Source organism: Pseudomonas sp. (assembly GCF_032058845.1).
Lineage (GTDB): Bacteria > Pseudomonadota > Gammaproteobacteria > Pseudomonadales > Pseudomonadaceae > Aquipseudomonas.
In genome coordinates, this window is record NZ_DAMCCR010000090.1 from 1 (window position 1) to 17,862 (window position 17,862).

General features: G+C 67.1%; 4 protein-coding genes. 2 read left to right on the forward strand and 2 right to left on the reverse strand.

Features of this window, described 5'->3' with window-relative positions; genetic code table 11:
• Together RT028_RS15945 and RT028_RS15950 are read left to right on the forward strand one after the other, a co-directional pair.
• A partial coding sequence (locus tag RT028_RS15945) for a non-ribosomal peptide synthetase (RefSeq protein WP_312936088.1) occupies positions 1-6,120 on the forward strand: 6,120 nt, incomplete at its 5' end.
• Positions 6,120-13,466: a non-ribosomal peptide synthetase gene (locus tag RT028_RS15950; protein ID WP_312936089.1), complete on the forward strand. Its 7,347-nt coding sequence runs from the start codon at positions 6,120-6,122 to the stop codon at positions 13,464-13,466. The genes RT028_RS15945 and RT028_RS15950, both read left to right, overlap by 1 nt.
• A gap of 269 nt (positions 13,467-13,735) precedes the next feature.
• Here the strand turns inward: RT028_RS15950 and RT028_RS15955 are convergent, their stop codons facing one another.
• Positions 13,736-16,237 carry a TonB-dependent siderophore receptor gene (locus RT028_RS15955; RefSeq protein WP_312936090.1) on the reverse strand — a complete coding sequence of 834 codons (2,502 nt, stop codon included), beginning with the start codon at positions 16,235-16,237 and terminating at the stop codon, positions 13,736-13,738.
• 954 nt (positions 16,238-17,191) lie between these two features.
• Positions 17,192-17,862, reverse strand: a 671-nt coding sequence (locus RT028_RS15960) for a phosphopantetheine-binding protein (RefSeq protein ID WP_312936091.1), incomplete at its 5' end; no start/stop codon positions are given.

Consider the following 17,862-nt stretch of genomic DNA (forward strand, 5'->3'; position numbering starts at 1 on the left):
GACCCGCACGTGCCGGCCGAGCGCCTGGCCTACATCCTCGCAGACAGCGCCGTAGCGCTGTTGCTCGGCCAGCCTGAAGTGCTGGCGCGCCTGAGCCTGCCCGCGGGCCTGGCGACCTGCGCCGTGGACGCAGCCAGCGCCGAGCTGCCCACGCACAACCCCGAGGTTGCGGTCGCCCCCGACAACCTCGCCTACGTCATCTACACCTCCGGCTCCACCGGGCTGCCCAAGGGCACCCTGCTCAGCCAGCGCAACGTGCTGCGCCTGTTCGAAGCCACGGCGCCGTGGTTCCACTTCGACCATCAGGACGTGTGGACCCTGTTCCACTCCTACGCCTTCGACTTCTCGGTCTGGGAACTCTTCGGCGCGCTGCTGTACGGCGGGCGCCTGGTGATCGTGCCGCAGGCGGTCACGCGCTCGCCGGACGACTTCCATGCCCTGCTGCAGGCCGAAGGCGTCAGCGTGCTCAACCAGACGCCCTCGGCTTTCCGCCAACTGATGCATGTGGCCTGCGCAGCGCCGGCCAGCGCGTCGCTCAGCCAGCTGCGCTACGTGATCTTCGGCGGCGAAGCGCTGGATGTCGGCAGCCTCGCACCGTGGTTCGAGCGTTTCGGCGACCGCGCGCCGCAGCTGGTGAACATGTACGGCATCACCGAAACCACCGTGCACGTGACCTACCGGCCGCTGTCGCGCAGCGACCTGCAGCGCCCCAACCTGAGCCCGATCGGCGAGCCCATCCCGGACTTGAGCCAATACCTGCTCGACGAACAGCTCAACCCGGTGCCGCGCAACTGCATCGGCGAGCTGTACATCGGCCGTGCCGGCCTGGCGCGCGGCTACCTGAACCGCGCCGGCCTGACCGCCTCGCGTTTCATTCCCAACCCGTTCGATGCCGCGGGCGGGCGCCTGTACCGCACCGGCGACCTGGCGCGCTTCGGCGCCGATGGCGTGATCGAATACACCGGCCGCCTGGATCAGCAAGTGAAGATCCGCGGCTTTCGCATCGAGCTGGGCGAAGTCGAGGCGCGCCTGCAGGCGCTGGACGGCATCCGCGATGCCGTAGTGCTGGCCCTGCCAGGGCCCAGCGGCGCGCAGCTGGTGGCCTATGTGGTGGCCGACGGCGAGCCGCTGCACGCGGCCGAGCTGAAACACCAGCTCAAGGCCTCGTTGCCCGAGTACATGGTGCCGGCGCATGTGCTGATGCTGGAGGCGTTGCCGCTGACCAGCAATGGCAAGCTGGACCGCAAGGCGTTGCCGGCGGTGGACAGCCAGGCCGTCACCCAGGGCTACGTCGCACCCCAGCCCGGCCTGGAAACACGCATCGCGGCGATCTGGCAGCACGTGCTGGGCCTCGAACAGGTGGGCCGCGACGACAACTTCTTCGAAATCGGCGGTGATTCTATCATCTCCATTCAGCTGGTGAGCCGTGCGCGCCAGGCGGGTATCGGCTTCAGCGCCAAGGACGTGTTCCAGCATCAGAGCGTGGCAGGCCTGGCCGGCGTGGCCGAACTCATCGAGCAGGCACCCCTGCAGGACCAGCGGCCCGTCACCGGCAGTGCGCCGTTGCTGCCGGTGCAGCACTGGTTCTTCGACGAGGTCCGTGAACAGCGCCAGCACTGGAACCAGAGCGTGGTGCTCAAGGCCCATCAGCGGCTGCACGCCGACACGCTGGAGCAGGCGCTGCACGCCCTGTGGCTGCACCACGATGCCCTGCGCCTGACCTTCCACTGGCGCGACCCGGACTGGGTCGCCGACTACGCGCCAGCCCGTGCGGCAAGCACGCCGCTGCTACGCCAGGTTCAGCTGCACGACCTCAGCGAGCTGAACGCGGCAGGGGAGCAGATCCAGCGCAGCCTCGACCTGGGCAACGGCCCGCTGTTGCGCGGTCTGCTGGCCGAGCTGCCTGACGGCACGCAGCGCCTGCACCTGGTGGTGCACCACCTGGTGGTCGACGGCGTGTCATGGCGCATTCTGTTCGAAGACCTGCAACAGGCGTACGAGCAGGTGAGCCGCGGCCTGCCAGTCAGCCTGCCGGCCAAGACGTGCGCCTTCAAGCAATGGGGCGAGCACCTGCAGGCGCATGCCCGCACCGGCGCGGGCGCGCACGAACTGAGCTTCTGGCAGGCGCAATTGCACGGCGCGCCCACCACCCTGCCGTGCAGCAACCCGCAGGCTGACCTGAGCAACCGCCAGGGCAGAACCGTGCAGGCACGGCTGCCGCACGCGCAGACGCGTGCCTTGCTGCAGCAGGCGCCAGCGGCCTATCGGACCCAGGTCAACGACCTGCTGCTGACTGCCCTGGCGCGCGTGATCTGCCGCTGGAGCGGTGAGCGCAGCCTGCTGGTGCAGTTGGAAGGCCATGGCCGTGAAGAGCTGTTCGACGCGCTCGACCTGTCGCGCACGGTGGGCTGGTTCACCACCATGTACCCGCTGCAACTGACCCCCGCCGAGGATCGCGGCAGCGCCATCAAGCAGATCAAGCAGCAACTGCGCGCCATCCCCGACAAGGGCATCGGCTACGGTGCCCTGCGCTACCTCGGCAGCCCTGCCCAGCGCGAGGCCTTGCTGGCATTGCCTGCACCCCGCATCACCTTCAATTACCTGGGCCAGTTCGACGCCAGCTTTGCCGAAGACCACGGCGCACTGTTCAGCCCCACCAGCGATGCAGCCGGCGCCGAGCAGGATGAGCACGCACCGCTGGCCAACTGGCTGAGCCTCAATGGCCAGGTCTACGGCGGCGAACTGAGCCTGCGCTGGACCTTCAGCGCGGACATGTTCGACAGCGCCACCGTGCAGCGCCTTGCCGACGACTACATGACCGAACTGGCGCAGTTGGTCGAGCACTGCTGCGAGCCCGGCCAGCAGGGCGTGACGCCGTCGGACTTCAGCCTCGCGACGCTCAGCCAGGCGCAGCTCGACGCCCTGCCGGTCGCCGCCGGCAACATCGAAGACCTCTACCCGTTGTCACCCATGCAGCAGGGCATGCTGTTCCACAGCCTGTACAGCCACACGCAGGGCGACTACATCACCCAGTTGTGCGTGGATGTCGACGACCTCGATCCGCTGGCCTTTCGCGCCGCCTGGGACGCTGCCGTGCACGCCCACGCGATCCTGCGCACAAGCTTCGTCTGGGAGCTCGGCCTGGCGCAGCCGGTGCAGCTGGTGCAACGCCGCGTCGAGCTGCCGTTCAGCCTGCTCGACTGGCGTCAGCACAGCGATTGCGCGCAGGCCCTGCAAGCCCTGGCCGACACTGAACGCGCGCGCGGATTCGACCTGCACAGCGCGCCCCTGCTGCGCCTGTGCCTGGTACGCACCGGCGAGCAGCGCTATCACCTGATCTATACCCATCACCACATCCTGCTCGACGGCTGGAGCAATTCGCTGCTGCTGGGCGAGGTGCTGCAGCGCTACCGAGGTGAAGCGCTGCCGCGCGCCGCAGGTCGCTACCGCGACCTGATCGCCTGGCTGCAGGCGCAGGACGCGGCGGCGACCCAGGCCTTCTGGCGCGAGCAGTTCAGCGACTTCGAGCAACCTACGCACCTGGCCCTGGCGCTGGCCCCACAGGGCCACGCGGCCCAGGGTTACGCCGACTACATGCATCGCCTCGACACGCCGACCACGCAGGCCTTGAACGCCTTTGCCCGGCGCCAGAAAGTGACCGTCAACAGTGTGCTGCAAGCGGCCTGGAGCGTGCTCCTGCAACGCCTCACCGGGCAATCGACGGTGGTCTTCGGCACCACGGTGTCGGGCCGTCCCGCGCAGCTCAAAGGCATCGAGCAACAGATCGGGCTGTTCATCAATACCTTGCCCATGGTGGCCAGCCCAGGCGCCGAGCTCAGCGTCGGCCAGTGGCTGCAACAGGTGCAAGCCCAGGGCCTGGCGCTGCGCGAGCGGGAACACACCCCGCTGTACGAGATTCAGCGTTGGGTCGGGCAAGGCGCAGAGGCGCTCTTCGACCACATCCTGGTGTTCGAGAACTACCCGGTCGCCGACGCCCTGCAACAGCCGCAGCACGCCGGGCCGCGCTTCGCCAACCTGCAGCATCAGGAGCAGACCCACTACGCCCTCACCCTGCAAGCCACCCTGGGTGAGCAACTGTCATTGCAGTTCAGCCACGCCCTCGCCGCATTCTCCAGCGCCGATATTCGAGCGCTGGCCAAGCGCCTGGAAACCCTGCTGCGCGCCATGCTGGTCGATCCACAGCAGCGCCTGGGCGAGCTGACACTCCTCGATGCCGAGGAGCACCGGGCAACCCTGGCGCAGTGGAACCCCGCGCCGCGCCACTTCGAGGTCGAGCAGTGCCTGCATCAGGTGATCGAACAGCAGGCCGCGCGTCGCCCCGAGGCCATCGCCCTGAGCTTCGAGGGCCAGCACCTGAGCTACGCGCAGCTCAACCGCCGCGCCAACCGCCTGGCCCATCGTCTGATCGCCCAAGGCATCGGCCCGGATCAGCTGGTCGGCCTGACCTGCGAGCGCTCCTTCGACATGCTGGTCGGTGTCCTTGGCATCCTCAAGGCCGGCGGCGCGTACGTGCCCATCGACCCGAACGTGCCCGAGGATCGGCTGGCGCACATCCTGCACGACAGCGCCGTGGCGCTGCTGCTGGGCCAGGATCAGGTGCTGGCGCGGCTGCCCCTGCCGGCCGGCCTCCTGACCGCGACCCTCGATGACGCCGAAGGCCCCGAGCACAACCCTGGCGTGCCGCTGTCGCCCGACAACCTCGCCTATGTCATCTACACCTCCGGCTCCACCGGGCTGCCCAAAGGCACCCTGCTCGCGCACCGCAACGTGCTGCGCCTGTTCGACGCCACCGCACAGTGGTTGCGCTTCGATGAGCAGGATGTGTGGACGCTGTTCCACTCCTACGCCTTCGACTTCTCGGTCTGGGAGATCTTCGGCGCACTGCTGCACGGTGGCCGTCTGGTGATCGTGCCGCAGGCCATCACCCGCACCCCGGAAGCCTTCCACGGGCTGCTGCGCGATGAGCGGGTCAGCGTGCTCAACCAGACGCCGTCGGCATTCCGCCAGTTGATGCATGTCGCCTGTTCGCCGGACACCCAGACCTCGCCTGAGCACCTGCGCTACGTGATCTTCGGCGGCGAAGCGCTGGATGTCGGCAGCCTCGCGCCGTGGTTCGAGCGTTTCGGCGACCGCGCGCCGCAGCTGGTGAACATGTACGGCATCACCGAAACCACCGTGCACGTCACCTACCGGCCGCTGTCGCGTGCCGACCTCGAACAGCCCAACCGCAGCCCGATCGGCGAGCCGATCGCGGACCTCAGCTGGTACCTGCTCGACGCCCAGCTCAACCCCGTGCCGCCTGACTGCACCGGCGAGCTCTATGTGGGCCGCGCGGGCCTTGCCCGCGGCTACCTGAACCGCGCCGACCTGACCGCGACGCGTTTCATCCCCAACCCCTTCGACGCCGATGGCGGGCGCTTGTACCGCACCGGCGACCTGGCGCGCTTCGGCGCTGACGGGGTGATCGAGTACATCGGGCGCATCGACCAGCAAGTGAAGATTCGCGGTTTCCGTATCGAGCTGGGGGAAATCGAAGCCTGCCTGCGCGCCCTGGCGCATGTGCGTGACGCGGTCGTGCTGGCCCAGCCTGGCCCAGGTGGCGCGCAGCTGTTGGCGTACGTGGTAGCCGACGGCGCGCCGCTGGAGCCGGCAGCGCTCAAGCAGCAGCTCAAGTTCGCGCTGCCCGAGTACATGGTGCCGGCGCAGGTGCTGGTGCTCGACGCACTGCCCTTGACCAGCAACGGCAAGCTCGATCGCAAGGCGCTACCGGCCGCGCACAGCCAGGCACCAGCGCTTGAACAGGTGGCGCCGCACGCCGGCCTGGAAACTGAAGTGGCGGCGATCTGGCAAGCGGTGCTGCAGGTCGAGCGCATCGGCCGGGAAGCGCACTTCTTCGAGCTGGGCGGGCACTCACTGCTGGTCATCAACCTGATTTCGCAACTGCAATTGCACCTAGGTCTGAAGGTGTCGCCACAGGAGGTCTTCCAGCACCCGGTGCTGCACACTTTCGTGGCCAACCTGGCGACCCACGCAGCGCCCGTCGGCGCCGAAAAACTCACGGCGCTCGAAGCGCTGCTCGATGAACTGGAGGAAATCTGATGGACCACACCGCCGCCCTGGGCATCGCCCGGCGCTTCATCAGGTTGCCGTTGGAAAAACGCCGGCCCTTCCTGCAAAAGATGCTCGAACAGGGGGTCTCGCCTGCCAACCTGCCGATCCCGGCATTGCGCGATGAGTTCGAGCAGCTCCCGCTGTCGTTTGCCCAGGAACGCCAATGGTTCCTCTGGCAGCTCGAGCCCGAGAGCAGCGCCTACCACGTACCGACCGCCCTGCGCCTGCGCGGCGCGCTCGACACCCAGGCCCTGCAACAGGCCTTCGACAGCCTGGTGCAGCGCCACGACACCTTGCGCACCACCTTTGCCCTGGGCGATGAGCGCCCGCTGCAGGTGATCCAGCCGCACCTGGCACTGCCCCTCGAACACTGCCACGCCGCGCTGGACGAGGCCGCGCTGCAGGCGTGGATCGATGCGCGCGTGGCGCGCCCGTTCGACCTGCAGCGCGGCCCCCTGCTGCGGGTCAGTCTGCTGCAGACGGCAGTGGATGAGCATGTGCTGCTGGTGGTGCAGCACCACATCGTCTGCGACGCTCAGTCGATGCAGGTGATGGTCGACGAACTGGTGCAGCTGTACGCCGCCTTCAGCCAGGGCGGCGCAGCGCAGTTACCGGCGTTGCCGATTCAATACGCCGACTACGCCCTGTGGCAACGGCGCTGGATGGAGGCCGGTGAGCGCGAGCGCCAGCTGGCGTTCTGGAAAGCCCAGCTCGGCGACCAGCAACCGGTGCTGGAATTGCCGTTCGACCGCCCACGGCCGGCCATCCAGAGCGATCGCGGGGCCTTGCTCGCGATCGAGGTGGACAGCGCCCTGGCGACAGCCCTGAAAACCCTGGCACAGCGCGAAGGTGTGACACTGTTCATGCTGCTGCTGGCGAGTTTCCAGGTGCTGCTGCACCGCTACACCGGGCAACGGGACATTCGCGTCGGTGTGCCGGTGGCCAACCGCAACCGCGTGGAAACCCAAGGCCTGCTCGGGTTCTTCATCAACACACAGGTGCTGCGCGCGCAGATCGATCCACTGGCACGCTTCAGCGATGTATTGCAACAGGTGCGCCAGCACACCCTGGATGCGCAGGCCCACCAGGACCTGCCGTTCGAGCAACTGGTGGAGGCCCTGCAACCCGAGCGCAGCCTGAGCCACACGCCGCTGTTCCAGGTCATGTTCAACCATCAGCACAGCGCGCAGCAGGCGCAAGCCGCGCCCGCCGGGCCCTTGCAGGTCAGCCCGTTGGCCTGGAGCAGCAACGCCACCCAGTTCGACCTGACCCTGGACAGCTACGAGTCCCGCGACGGCCTGGCGGCCACCCTGACCTACGCCACCGACCTGTTCGACGCCGTCACCGTCCAGCGCCTGGGCCGCCATTGGGTGAACCTGCTGCGCGATCTGGCCAGCGATCCTCGACAGCGGGTCGAAGCGCTGACGCTGCTCGCGGCGCACGAGCAGTCGTTCCTCGAGCAGGACTGCAACCGCAGCGCGCAGGCCTATCCGCTCGATCAGAGCTACGTGCAGCTGTTCGAAGCACAGGTGGACGCCGATCCACAGCGCGTCATCGCCACTTGTATGGACCAGCAATGGCGCTACATCGACCTGGACAACGCCGCGAACGGCCTGGCCCATGCTCTGATCACCGCGGGTATCGCCCTGGATCAGTGCGTAGCACTGCTCGGCGAGCGTGACCTGGCGCTGCTGGGCATGATGGTCGGCACCTTCAAGGCCGGCGCAGGCTACCTGCCACTGGACCCGAGCCTCCCGCAGCAGCGCCTGATGCACATCCTGCGCCTGAGCCGCAGCCGCGTGCTGGTCTGCAGCGAGGCCTGTGAAGCCCACGCCCGGGTGCTGCTCGAAGGCCTGGAGCAGCCACCGTTGCTGCTGGTCTGGGAGCGTGTGCAAGCGCACCCGCGCCGAGGCCGCCCGGGCGTGTACAGCGGCCCGCAGAACCTCGCCTACGTCATCTACACCTCCGGCTCCACCGGGCTGCCGAAAGGGGTGATGGTCGAGCAGGCCGGGATGCTCAACAACCAACTGAGCAAGGCCCCGTACCTGGCCCTGGGCGCAGACGATGTGATCGCCCAGACCGCCTCGCAGAGTTTCGACATTTCGGTCTGGCAGTTCCTCGCAGGGCCCCTGCTGGGGGTGCCCATAGACATCGTGCCCAAGCCCATCGCCCATGACCCCCAGGCCTTGCTGAACCACGTGCGCCAACGCGGCATCAGCGTGCTGGAGAGTGTTCCAACGCTGATCCAGGGCATGTTGCACGACGACCTCGGCGACCTGCCGGGGCTGCGCTGGTTGCTGCCCACCGGCGAAGCCATGCCCCCCGAGCTGGCCCGGCAATGGCTGCAGCGCTACCCGCTGACGCAGCTGGTCAATGCCTACGGGCCGGCGGAATGCTCGGACGACGTGGCCTTCTTCCGCGTCGACCTGGCCGCGACCACGCGCAGCTACCTGCCCATCGGCACACCCACCGACAACAACCGCCTGTATGTGCTCGACGAGGCTGCGCGCCTGGTGCCCGTCGGTGTGGTCGGCGAGCTGTGTGTCGCTGGCACGGGCGTCGGCCGGGGCTACGTCGCCGACCCGCTGCGCACCGCCCAGGCGTTCATACCGCATCCGTTCGGCGCCCCGGGCGAGCGCCTGTACCGCACCGGTGACCTGGCGCGGCGCCGCGCCGATGGCGTACTCGAGTACGTCGGCCGGGTCGACCATCAGGTGAAGATCCGCGGGTTGCGCATCGAGCTGGGCGAGATCGAGACGCGCCTGCTGGAGCTGGCCGAGGTGCGCGACGCCGTGGTGGCCGCACAGCCTGGTCCGCGTGGGCTGCAACTGGTCGGCTACTTCGTTGCCGCCCAGGCCGAGGCGGATGAGCAGCGCTTGCGTGACACCCTGCGTGACCACCTGCGCCAGCTGTTGCCCGACTACATGGTGCCGCCGCTGCTGGTCGGCCTGGCTCGGTTGCCACGCAATGCCAACGGCAAGATCGACCGCCATGCCCTGCCCTTGCCTGAACAGCAGCGCAGCGAGCGCACCATGCTGGCACCGCGTACCGACCTGGAGCGGGAACTGGCAGCGATCTGGGCCCAGGTCTTGAAACTGCCGCAGGTCGGTGTGCGCGACAACTTCTTCGAACTGGGCGGTGATTCGATCGTGTCCATCCAGGTCGTGAGCCGCGCAGCACAGGCCAACATCCACTTCACCCCGGGTGAGCTGTTCCAGTACCAGACCATCGAGGGCCTGGCCGGCATTGCCCGACAGCACGCGGTCGAGGCGTCGCCCGGGCTGCCGCAACTGCCCAGCGACTGGCGCGCAGGGCGTGCGGTCGCCGAGCAGGACCGGCCGCCGACCCCGGCGGACTTCCCGCTGGCCCAGCTCACCCAGAGCCAGCTGCACGCCTTGCCCGTGCCGGCTGCGCAGGTGCAGACGCTGTATCCGCTCTCGCCCATGCAACAGGGCATGCTGTTCCACACCTTGCAGTCCAGTGAAGGCGGCCTGTATGTCACGCAGACCAGCGTGCCGGTGGACGGGCTGGACAATGCCCGCTTCATCGAGGCCTGGAACACCTTGATCGCCCGCCATGAAATGCTGCGCACGGCGTTCTGGCACGACAGCCAGCTCAGCGAACCGCTGCAACTGGTGCTGCGCAGCGCTCACCTGCCGGTGCGTTACCTGGACTGGCGCGAGCAGACGGTCAGCGCACAACAGCTCCAGGCCGAGGCCGAGGCCGACTGCCAACGCGGCTTCGACCTGCTGCAACCGCCACTGCTCGGGCTGACGCTGATCCGCCTGAGCGAGACGCGCCAGCAATTGATCTGGACCGCCCACCACATCCTCATGGACGGCTGGAGCAGCTCGCAGCTGCTGGCCGAGGTCTTCGCCCTCTATGCCGGGCAGGCGCTGCCGGCCAAGCACGGGCATTACCAGGACTACATCCAGTGGCTGCAGGCGCAGGACAGCCGCGCCCTCGAGACCTTCTGGCGCGCCCGCCTGCAAGCGCTCGAGACCCCGACCCAACTGGCCGCGGTGGTGCAGCCCAAACCGGCGCCAGGGCTGCACGGCCATCAGGCGCTGTACCTGGACTGGGACGCGCCGCGCACGCAGGTGCTGCGCGAGCAGGCGCAGCGCCTGCGGATGACCCCCAATACCTTGATCCAAGGCGCCTGGCTGCTGTTGCTGCAGGCCTACACCGGGCAGGCCAGCGTGTGCTTCGGCGCCACCGTCGCCGGGCGGCCCACCAGCCTGCCGGGTGCGGGCGATATTCTCGGGTTGTTCATCAACACCCTGCCGATCATCCAGCGCCCGCACCCGGCGCTGTCGGTGAGCGCCTGGCTGGCCCAGCTGCAAGCCGACAACCTGGCGGTGCGCGATTTCGAGCAGGCGTCGCTGGCAGACCTGCAACGCTGGGCCGGGCAGGCAGGCCAGCCGCTGTTCGACAGCATCATCGTGTTCGAAAACTACCCCATCAGCGAGCGGCTCGACGCCGTCGAACAGGCGCACCTGCAGTTCGGCCAGGCCCAGGGGCGGGACGTCACCAACTACCCGATGGACATCGAGGTGCGCCTGGGCGAGGTCTTGCACCTGGAATTCATGTTCCTGCGCAGCCATTTCAGCCTTGAGGCGGTCAGCCGCCTGCGCGATGAGTTCGAACAGGTGCTGCAACGTCTGCTGGACGACCCTGACCTGGCGCTCGGCGAGGTCGCGGTGTGGGCTGCGCAGGCCCAGCCCGCGCGTCCCCTTGGCCAGGCGCGTGCACCGCTGCTGACTGAGCAGATCGCCGCACAGGCCCTGCGCCAGCCTGACCACCTGGCGGTCAGTTGCGCAGGCCAGCACCTGAGCTACGCGCAACTCGAGGCCCGGGCCAACCGCCTGGCCCATGCCCTGCTGGCCCAAGGCATCGGCCCGGAGACCTTCGTCGGCATCGCCCTGGAGCGCTCGCTGGACGTCGTGGTCGCGTGCCTGGCCGTGATGAAAGCCGGCGCCGCCTATGTGCCGCTGGACATCGACTACCCCCAGGAGCGCCTGCGCTGGGCCATGCAGGATTCGGCCATGGCCCTGCTGCTGAGCCGCGCCAGCCTGCTGCCGCGCCTGCCGCAGGACACCGGCGTCGCCTGCTGCGACCTCGATACCCTCGACCTGGCCGCCTGGCCCTCGCACACGCCTGCGCAACGCGCCTGCGGCGATAACCTGGCCTATCTGATCTACACCTCCGGCTCGACCGGCAAGCCCAAGGGCGTGGCGGTGACCCATGCGCCGCTGGCCATGCACTGCCAGGCGATTGCCAGGCTGTACGAGATGGATACGCAGACCTGCGAGTTGCTGTTCATGTCGTTCGCCTTCGACGGCGCCCAGGAGCGCTGGCTGTCGACGCTGTCATCGGGCGGGCGCCTGGTGCTGCGCGACAACCGCCTGTGGACCGCCGAGGAAACCTGGCAGGTGCTGCATCAGGAGCAGGTCAGCATTGCCTGCTTCCCGCCCGCCTACCTGCAACAGCTGGCAGAGTTCGGTGAGACCCAGCCCGCGCCGCCGCCGGTGGACATCTACTGCTTCGGCGGCGATGCCGTGGCCGAGGCCAATTTCGAGCTGGTCAAGCGCAGCCTGCGCCCGCGCCTGCTGACCAACGGCTACGGGCCGACCGAAACGGTAGTCACCCCGCTGCTGTGGAAGGCCGACCTCGGCCAGCGCTGCGACGCGGTGTATGCGCCGATCGGCCGCGCGGTCGGCCAGCGCGAGCTGCAGGTCCTCGATCCACTGCTGCGCCCCTTGCCCGGCCACCTGGCCGGCGAGCTGTTCATCGGCGGTGAAGGCGTAGCGCGTGGCTACCATGCCCGCCCCAGCCTGACCGCTGAACGCTTCGTGCCCGACCCTTACGGCGCCCCCGGCACCCGCCTGTACCGTACGGGCGATCTGGTGCGCTGCCGCCCGGACGGGGTGTACGACTACCTCGGGCGCCTGGACAATCAGGTGAAGATTCGCGGGTTCCGCATCGAGCTTGGCGAAATCGAAGCGCGGCTGCGCGAGCTCCCCGGCGTGCAGGATGCCGTGGTCGTGGCACGTGGCAGCGACAGTGCCCGGCAACTGGTCGCCTACGTGGTGGGCGGCAACCTGCAGGCTGACGCGCTGCGCGGCCTGCTCGCCGAGACGCTGCCCGACTACATGGTGCCCAGTCACATCCAGCGGCTGGCCCAGCTGCCCTTGAGCCCCAACGGCAAGGTCGATCGCAACGCGCTGCCTGATCCTCAGCACGCCGCCACCGCACAGGTCGCGCCGCGCAATGCCCTTGAACAGGCCCTGGTGGCGATCTGGCAAGAGGTGCTGGAGCGCGAACAGGTGGGCATCACCGACAACTTCTTCGAGCTGGGCGGCGACTCTTTGCGCGTGCTGCGGGTGCTGTCCAAGGTGCGCGCGCTGGGCATTCCCGGTTTCGAGCTGAAACTGCGCGACCTGATGAGCAAGCCGACCATCGCCGACCTGTCGGGTTATGCCGCGCCGGTCGGCGGCCGTGCGCCTGATCCGCTGCTGCCACTCAATCGTCCGGTTGCCGGTGTGCCGGCGTTGTTCTGCGTGCATGCCGGCTTCGGCACGCTGTTCGATTACGAGCCCCTGGCCCGCCGCCTTGAAGGGCGGCGCAGCGTGGTTGGCGTGCAATGTCGCATGCTGCTCGAACACAGCTGGCAAGACCGCTCGCTGACGCAGATGGCCGATGACTATGTCGAGGCCTTGCGCGCCCATCAACCGCAAGGGCCGTACGCGCTGCTCGGCTGGTCCCTCGGGGGTGCCCTGGCCGTGCTGATGGCTGAGCGGCTCGAACAGCAAGGCCAGCAGGTGGCCTACCTGGGGCTGGTCGACAGCTTCGCGCCCGTGGCCACTGCCAGCGCGGTGCAGAATCACACCGAGGAACTGGCGCGATTCCTGGGGGTGATCCTGGGCCGACCGATCGAAGACTTGCCCGACGTGACGCTGCAGGACGAACAGGCCCACGCCAGGCTCGCGCGGGTGATCGGTGAGGAGCAGGCCAGGCAGCCGCAGACCCAGCGTTACTCGGGTTTCGAAGCCGCCGATCTGGCCCAGGTGTTCCTCGTGGCGATGAAGCTCAAGGCCCTGTCCGAGACGCTTGACGCCCTCCCTGTGCTGCACGGTGCCGCACACCTGTGGTGGGCGAAAAGTACCCCTGCCGCCGAGCGCGAGGCATTCGAGCACGGCCTGCGCGGCACGCTGCAGCGTCGCATCCTGGCCGCCTCGCACCACGAACTGCTGGCGCAACCGGCGTTTCTCGAACAGGTACTGGACGACCTGGCCGGGCTCACCCCCGTAGCAACACAAACGCGGTCCGTGTAGGAGCGGCTTTAGCCGCGATGGGCGGCGCCGCCGACCCAGGGCTGCAACCTCTATATCCCTGCTGTTTGGCGACGCCTGAATCGGGCCGGCTGCGCCGGCCATCGCGGCTCAAGCCGCTCCTACACTTTGGAGCGGTCGGTCCGGCCGCTCCCAAATCCCGGCATGAATCACTCCAGCTGAACAGTGCCATCGGATCATCGCCTTCGACCCCTCCAACGAAAACGCCCGATGCAAGCATCGGGCGTTGGTGTTTCAGCCGCGCTGAAGAATCAGTTCCACGTGCCGCGAAGGGTCAGCATGAAGTTGCGCGGTTCGCCGTAATAGTTGGCGTAGGCCGGGTGGTAGAGCGTCTCGAAGTACTTGCGGTCAGCCAGGTTGTTGCCGTTCAGGGCCACGGTCCAGTGCGAATCCAGCTTGTACTCCACCATGGCATCGACCAGCGCATAACCGCCCTGGCTCATCTTCACCATGACCGGGTCGATCTCGGTATTGCCGTCGTAGGTCATTTCGTTGCTGACATAGAAGCCGCTCTGCGCCCGCACACCGCCGCCGACTCGCCAGTCCGACAGCGCGCCTGGCAGTTCATAGCTGGTCCACACCTTCACCTGATGCTTGGGCGTGACCGTGGCGAAGGCCGCGTCGGCACTGCGCGTCACGTTGCGGTTGTAGGTGTAGCCGGCCATGATTTCCCAGCCTGGTGCCAATTCACCGGTCGCTTCCAGATCGAGCCCTTTGCTGACCACCTTGCCTTGAGCCAGGTAGCAGCAACTGCCGCCATACAACGATGACTCAGGCGGGTAGCGGTTGTCCTTCATCTGCTGATTTTCACGCTCGCCGTAGAACAGCGCGGCCGAAACGTTCAGCGCGCCATCGAGCAGCTCGCCTTTGACCCCGGTCTCGTAGGTCTTGCCTTCCATCGGTTCAAGTGGCGAACCCGGCAGTGGGCCGGACTGATAGTTGGCTTGCGGGTTGAAGATTTCCGAGTAACTGGCGTAAGCCGACCACTCGTTGTTCAGCTCATAGACCAGGCCGCCGAAGGGCACCACCTTGGTGCCGCTGCGGTAGTCGATGATGTTGTCGACTGCCCACGTACCCGCCGCGCGGTCTTTCTTGGAGTAGGTCTGGTCGTACGAGTATCGGCTGGCACGGGCGCCGACGATCAGCTTGAGCGGATCGGTCAGTTGCAGGCGCAGGGTCGAGTAGAGACCGTACTGTTTCTGGTTGGTCGGGTTGTAGTCGCGCCAGAACTCCTTGTCCACACCGGTAGGGATCCAGGGGTCGCGCACCGAACCAAACCGGTTGTTGGCCCCGTCGGCTGCCCGCCAGCGGCTTTCGATCTTCTGTTGGTCGGCACCGATCAGCAACTCGTGCTCGCGCCCCAGGAACTGGAATTTGCCAGACAGGTTGAGGTCCAGCACGGTCTGCTCGCTCCAGGCTTTCTGGTAGCTGCCCGACCAGATGGAGCCATCGCCATTGGCGTCCATGTTGCCGTAACCGAAGGCACCCTGGCTTTCCACGTCATCCCACACGCGGGTTACCGAGCCGTTGAGTTTCCAGTCGTCATTGAAGTAGTGGTCGACCTTGGCGAACAGCTCGTTGGCGTTGTGATCGGAGTAGGAGAAGCTGGTGGTCGGCCAGTAGCTGCGGTTGTAGTCCGGTTTCTTGCCATAGGTGTAGAACATCAGGCCGTCGCCGGTGCCGGTTTCCTTGGTCTTCTCCAGACGGCCACCGAAGGTGAGCATGGTGTCGGGCGACAGATCCGCTTCGAGCACGCCATAGACGGTCGGGTTTTCCGTGCCGCGACCGTCCATGAAGTACTGGCGATCGGTGTAGCTGGCTGCCAGACGACCGCGCAGTGCGCCATCGAAGGCCAGCGGGCCGGTGACATCGACTTCCGAGCGGTAGTTGTCCCAGGTGCCGGCCGAGGCCTCGAATTTCAGTTGGTAATGGTCAAGCGGACGCTTGCGCACCAGGTTGATGATGCCGCCTGGATCACCCACCCCGCCGAACAGGCCTGCCGAACCCCGCAGCACTTCAACGTGGTCGAACTCGGTCATGTTGTACAGGTGGTTGGAGTAGCCGCCGTTGGTGTCCAGGCTGGCCGCGCCATCGACCTGCAGGTTCTTGATCTCGAACCCGCGCGAGTAGTAGCGCGGGGTGCGGTAGTTGGAGTTGTTGACGGTAATGCCGGGCGTTGCGCGCATGGCCTGGCCGAGGGTGGTGATCTGCCGGTCCTTGATCGCCTGGGAGGTCAGCACCGAGACCGATTGCGGGGTTTCCCGGATGGACGTGGGGGTCTTGGAACCGACGCTGGTCAGACCTGCCTTGTAGGTACCGCTGTTCTCGGTGGCCTCGCCCATGCCTTGCCCGATGATCGTGGTGCTTTCCAGCTCCAGCGCAGCGCCGGCGCCTGCACCCGACCGAGGTGCATTGATGATCACCGTGCCATTGTCGATCCGATAGGTCAGCCCTGCGTTGATCAACAGCAGGTCCAGCGCCTGGCCGGGCTCCATGGTCCCGGACACCGCCGTGGAACGCTTGCCGCTGACCAGGCCTGGCTCGAACAGCAACTGCAGGCCGGTCTGCCGGGCCAGGGCGGTGAGCGCATCGTTCAGCGAGCTGGCGGGAATGTTCACCGCCACGGGCTCGGCCTGCGCCACGTTACCCAACCCCAGGGCAAGCCCGAGAACCATGATCGATGCGCAAGACCGCCACTGGGTACGCTCCCAGAGGCCCAGGCTCCCCGCCTGCCTGACCTGATCGGATTTCATTTGCTGTGTTACTCCGTACGTTGTGATCTGGATGACCGTCGCCTCTTGCGGATAACTGGTCGGAATTCGCCCTCCTGGCGAAGCAGCTTCCTGGGAGCGGCCGGCCTGAGGTCGTACCTGCTCGGTCACTAGACGAAAGGGGTATGGGTGAAATTAAGAAGCGTTCATGCGTGGTGCGACGAAATGCGACGCAATACATCCAGGGTCAGATGACAGGATTGCGATGTAATACACCTAGGGGTCTATTGACGGGTGCACAGCGGCAATGCTCGACGAGCACCGTGCTCGATGTCAGGCAGATGAGCAGCGTGCGAATCCAGGCAGGTTGACGCTCGTTTCAGACAAGTCGACACGTCGAACCGACACCCGCACCTGAGTGAATCTGGCAGGTTGCCTGGGCACCTCTGGCTTACTTCATTGTGGGAGCCAACTGTCTTTCACCAAAAGCAGACTAACGGTCGGGCAAGGTTAATGTTAGCAGTGAAGCGGTGGCTCATGAGCGACGGCATCCCGTAGCGAATCATGGTCCCTGTGGGAGCCAACTGTCTTTCACGAAGGGCTGACAAACGGTCGGATCAGGCTTTTTTCAACAGCAACTCGGTCCTGTAGGAGCGGCTTTAGCCGCGATGGGCGGCGCAGCCGACCCAGGGCTGCAACCCCTTTGTGCCTGCTATTTCGCGACACCTGGACCGGGCCGGCTGCGCCGGCCATCGCGGCTGAAGCCGCTCCTACACGGACCGCGTTTTGTGGGAGCGGCCGGTCCGGCGCTCCGGTCAGCCGCGATGGGCTGCGCAGCAGCCTCAATGGCTGCAGACGCGTTTTGGCTGCCGGTCCGCGTCGCCGGAGGCAGGACGGCTGCGCCGTCCCGGTACACAAAGCACCGATTGGCAGACCGACAGCCGCGCCCTCCAGCGCCGTACGTCAGCCTCCAACCGCTGCCCAGCACACCCTGCCCTACCCCGGCTGCCGCGCCTTCTCCAGCAACCGTGCCTTCTCCTCCGGGCTCATCGCCTCCAGCCGCACACGGGCCTGGGCCAGCTTCTCCAACTGCCCTGGCGCCGCTTCCTGCAAGCGCAACGCCTGGGCCAGCGCTGCCGGGCTTGGATGGTCGAAGACCACGCCCGGATGCACCTCGCAGTGCAGCAGCTTGCGGATGCCGGCCACCAGCTTGATCACCAGCAGCGAATGCCCACCCGCGGCAAAGAAGTCCTGCTCCACGCTCAGGCGTTCGCTGCCGAGCAATTGCGCCATGCGCGCTGCCAGCACCTGCTCCAGTGCATCGCGTGGCGCCACGTAGGGCTGCTGGGTGGCGCCAAGGTCGCTGGCGGTCAGGGCCTGGCGGTCGATCTTGCCGTTGCCCAGGCGCGGCATGCGCGCCAGTGGCTGCACGCTGCGCGGCACCATCACCGCGGGCAGGCGCTGTTCGAGCTGGCGTTTGAGGCGGTTGCCCCAGTCGTCTGGCGCCTCACTCTGCGCGGTGACGAAAGCCAGCGGCTCGCCCTGGCCGTCGAGCACCACGGCGGCTTCACTGACGTCCGCCAGCGCCGCCAGCTCGGCTTCGATCTCGCCCAGTTCGACGCGAAAGCCGCGCAGCTTGACCTGCTGATCGGCGCGCCCTTGCAACA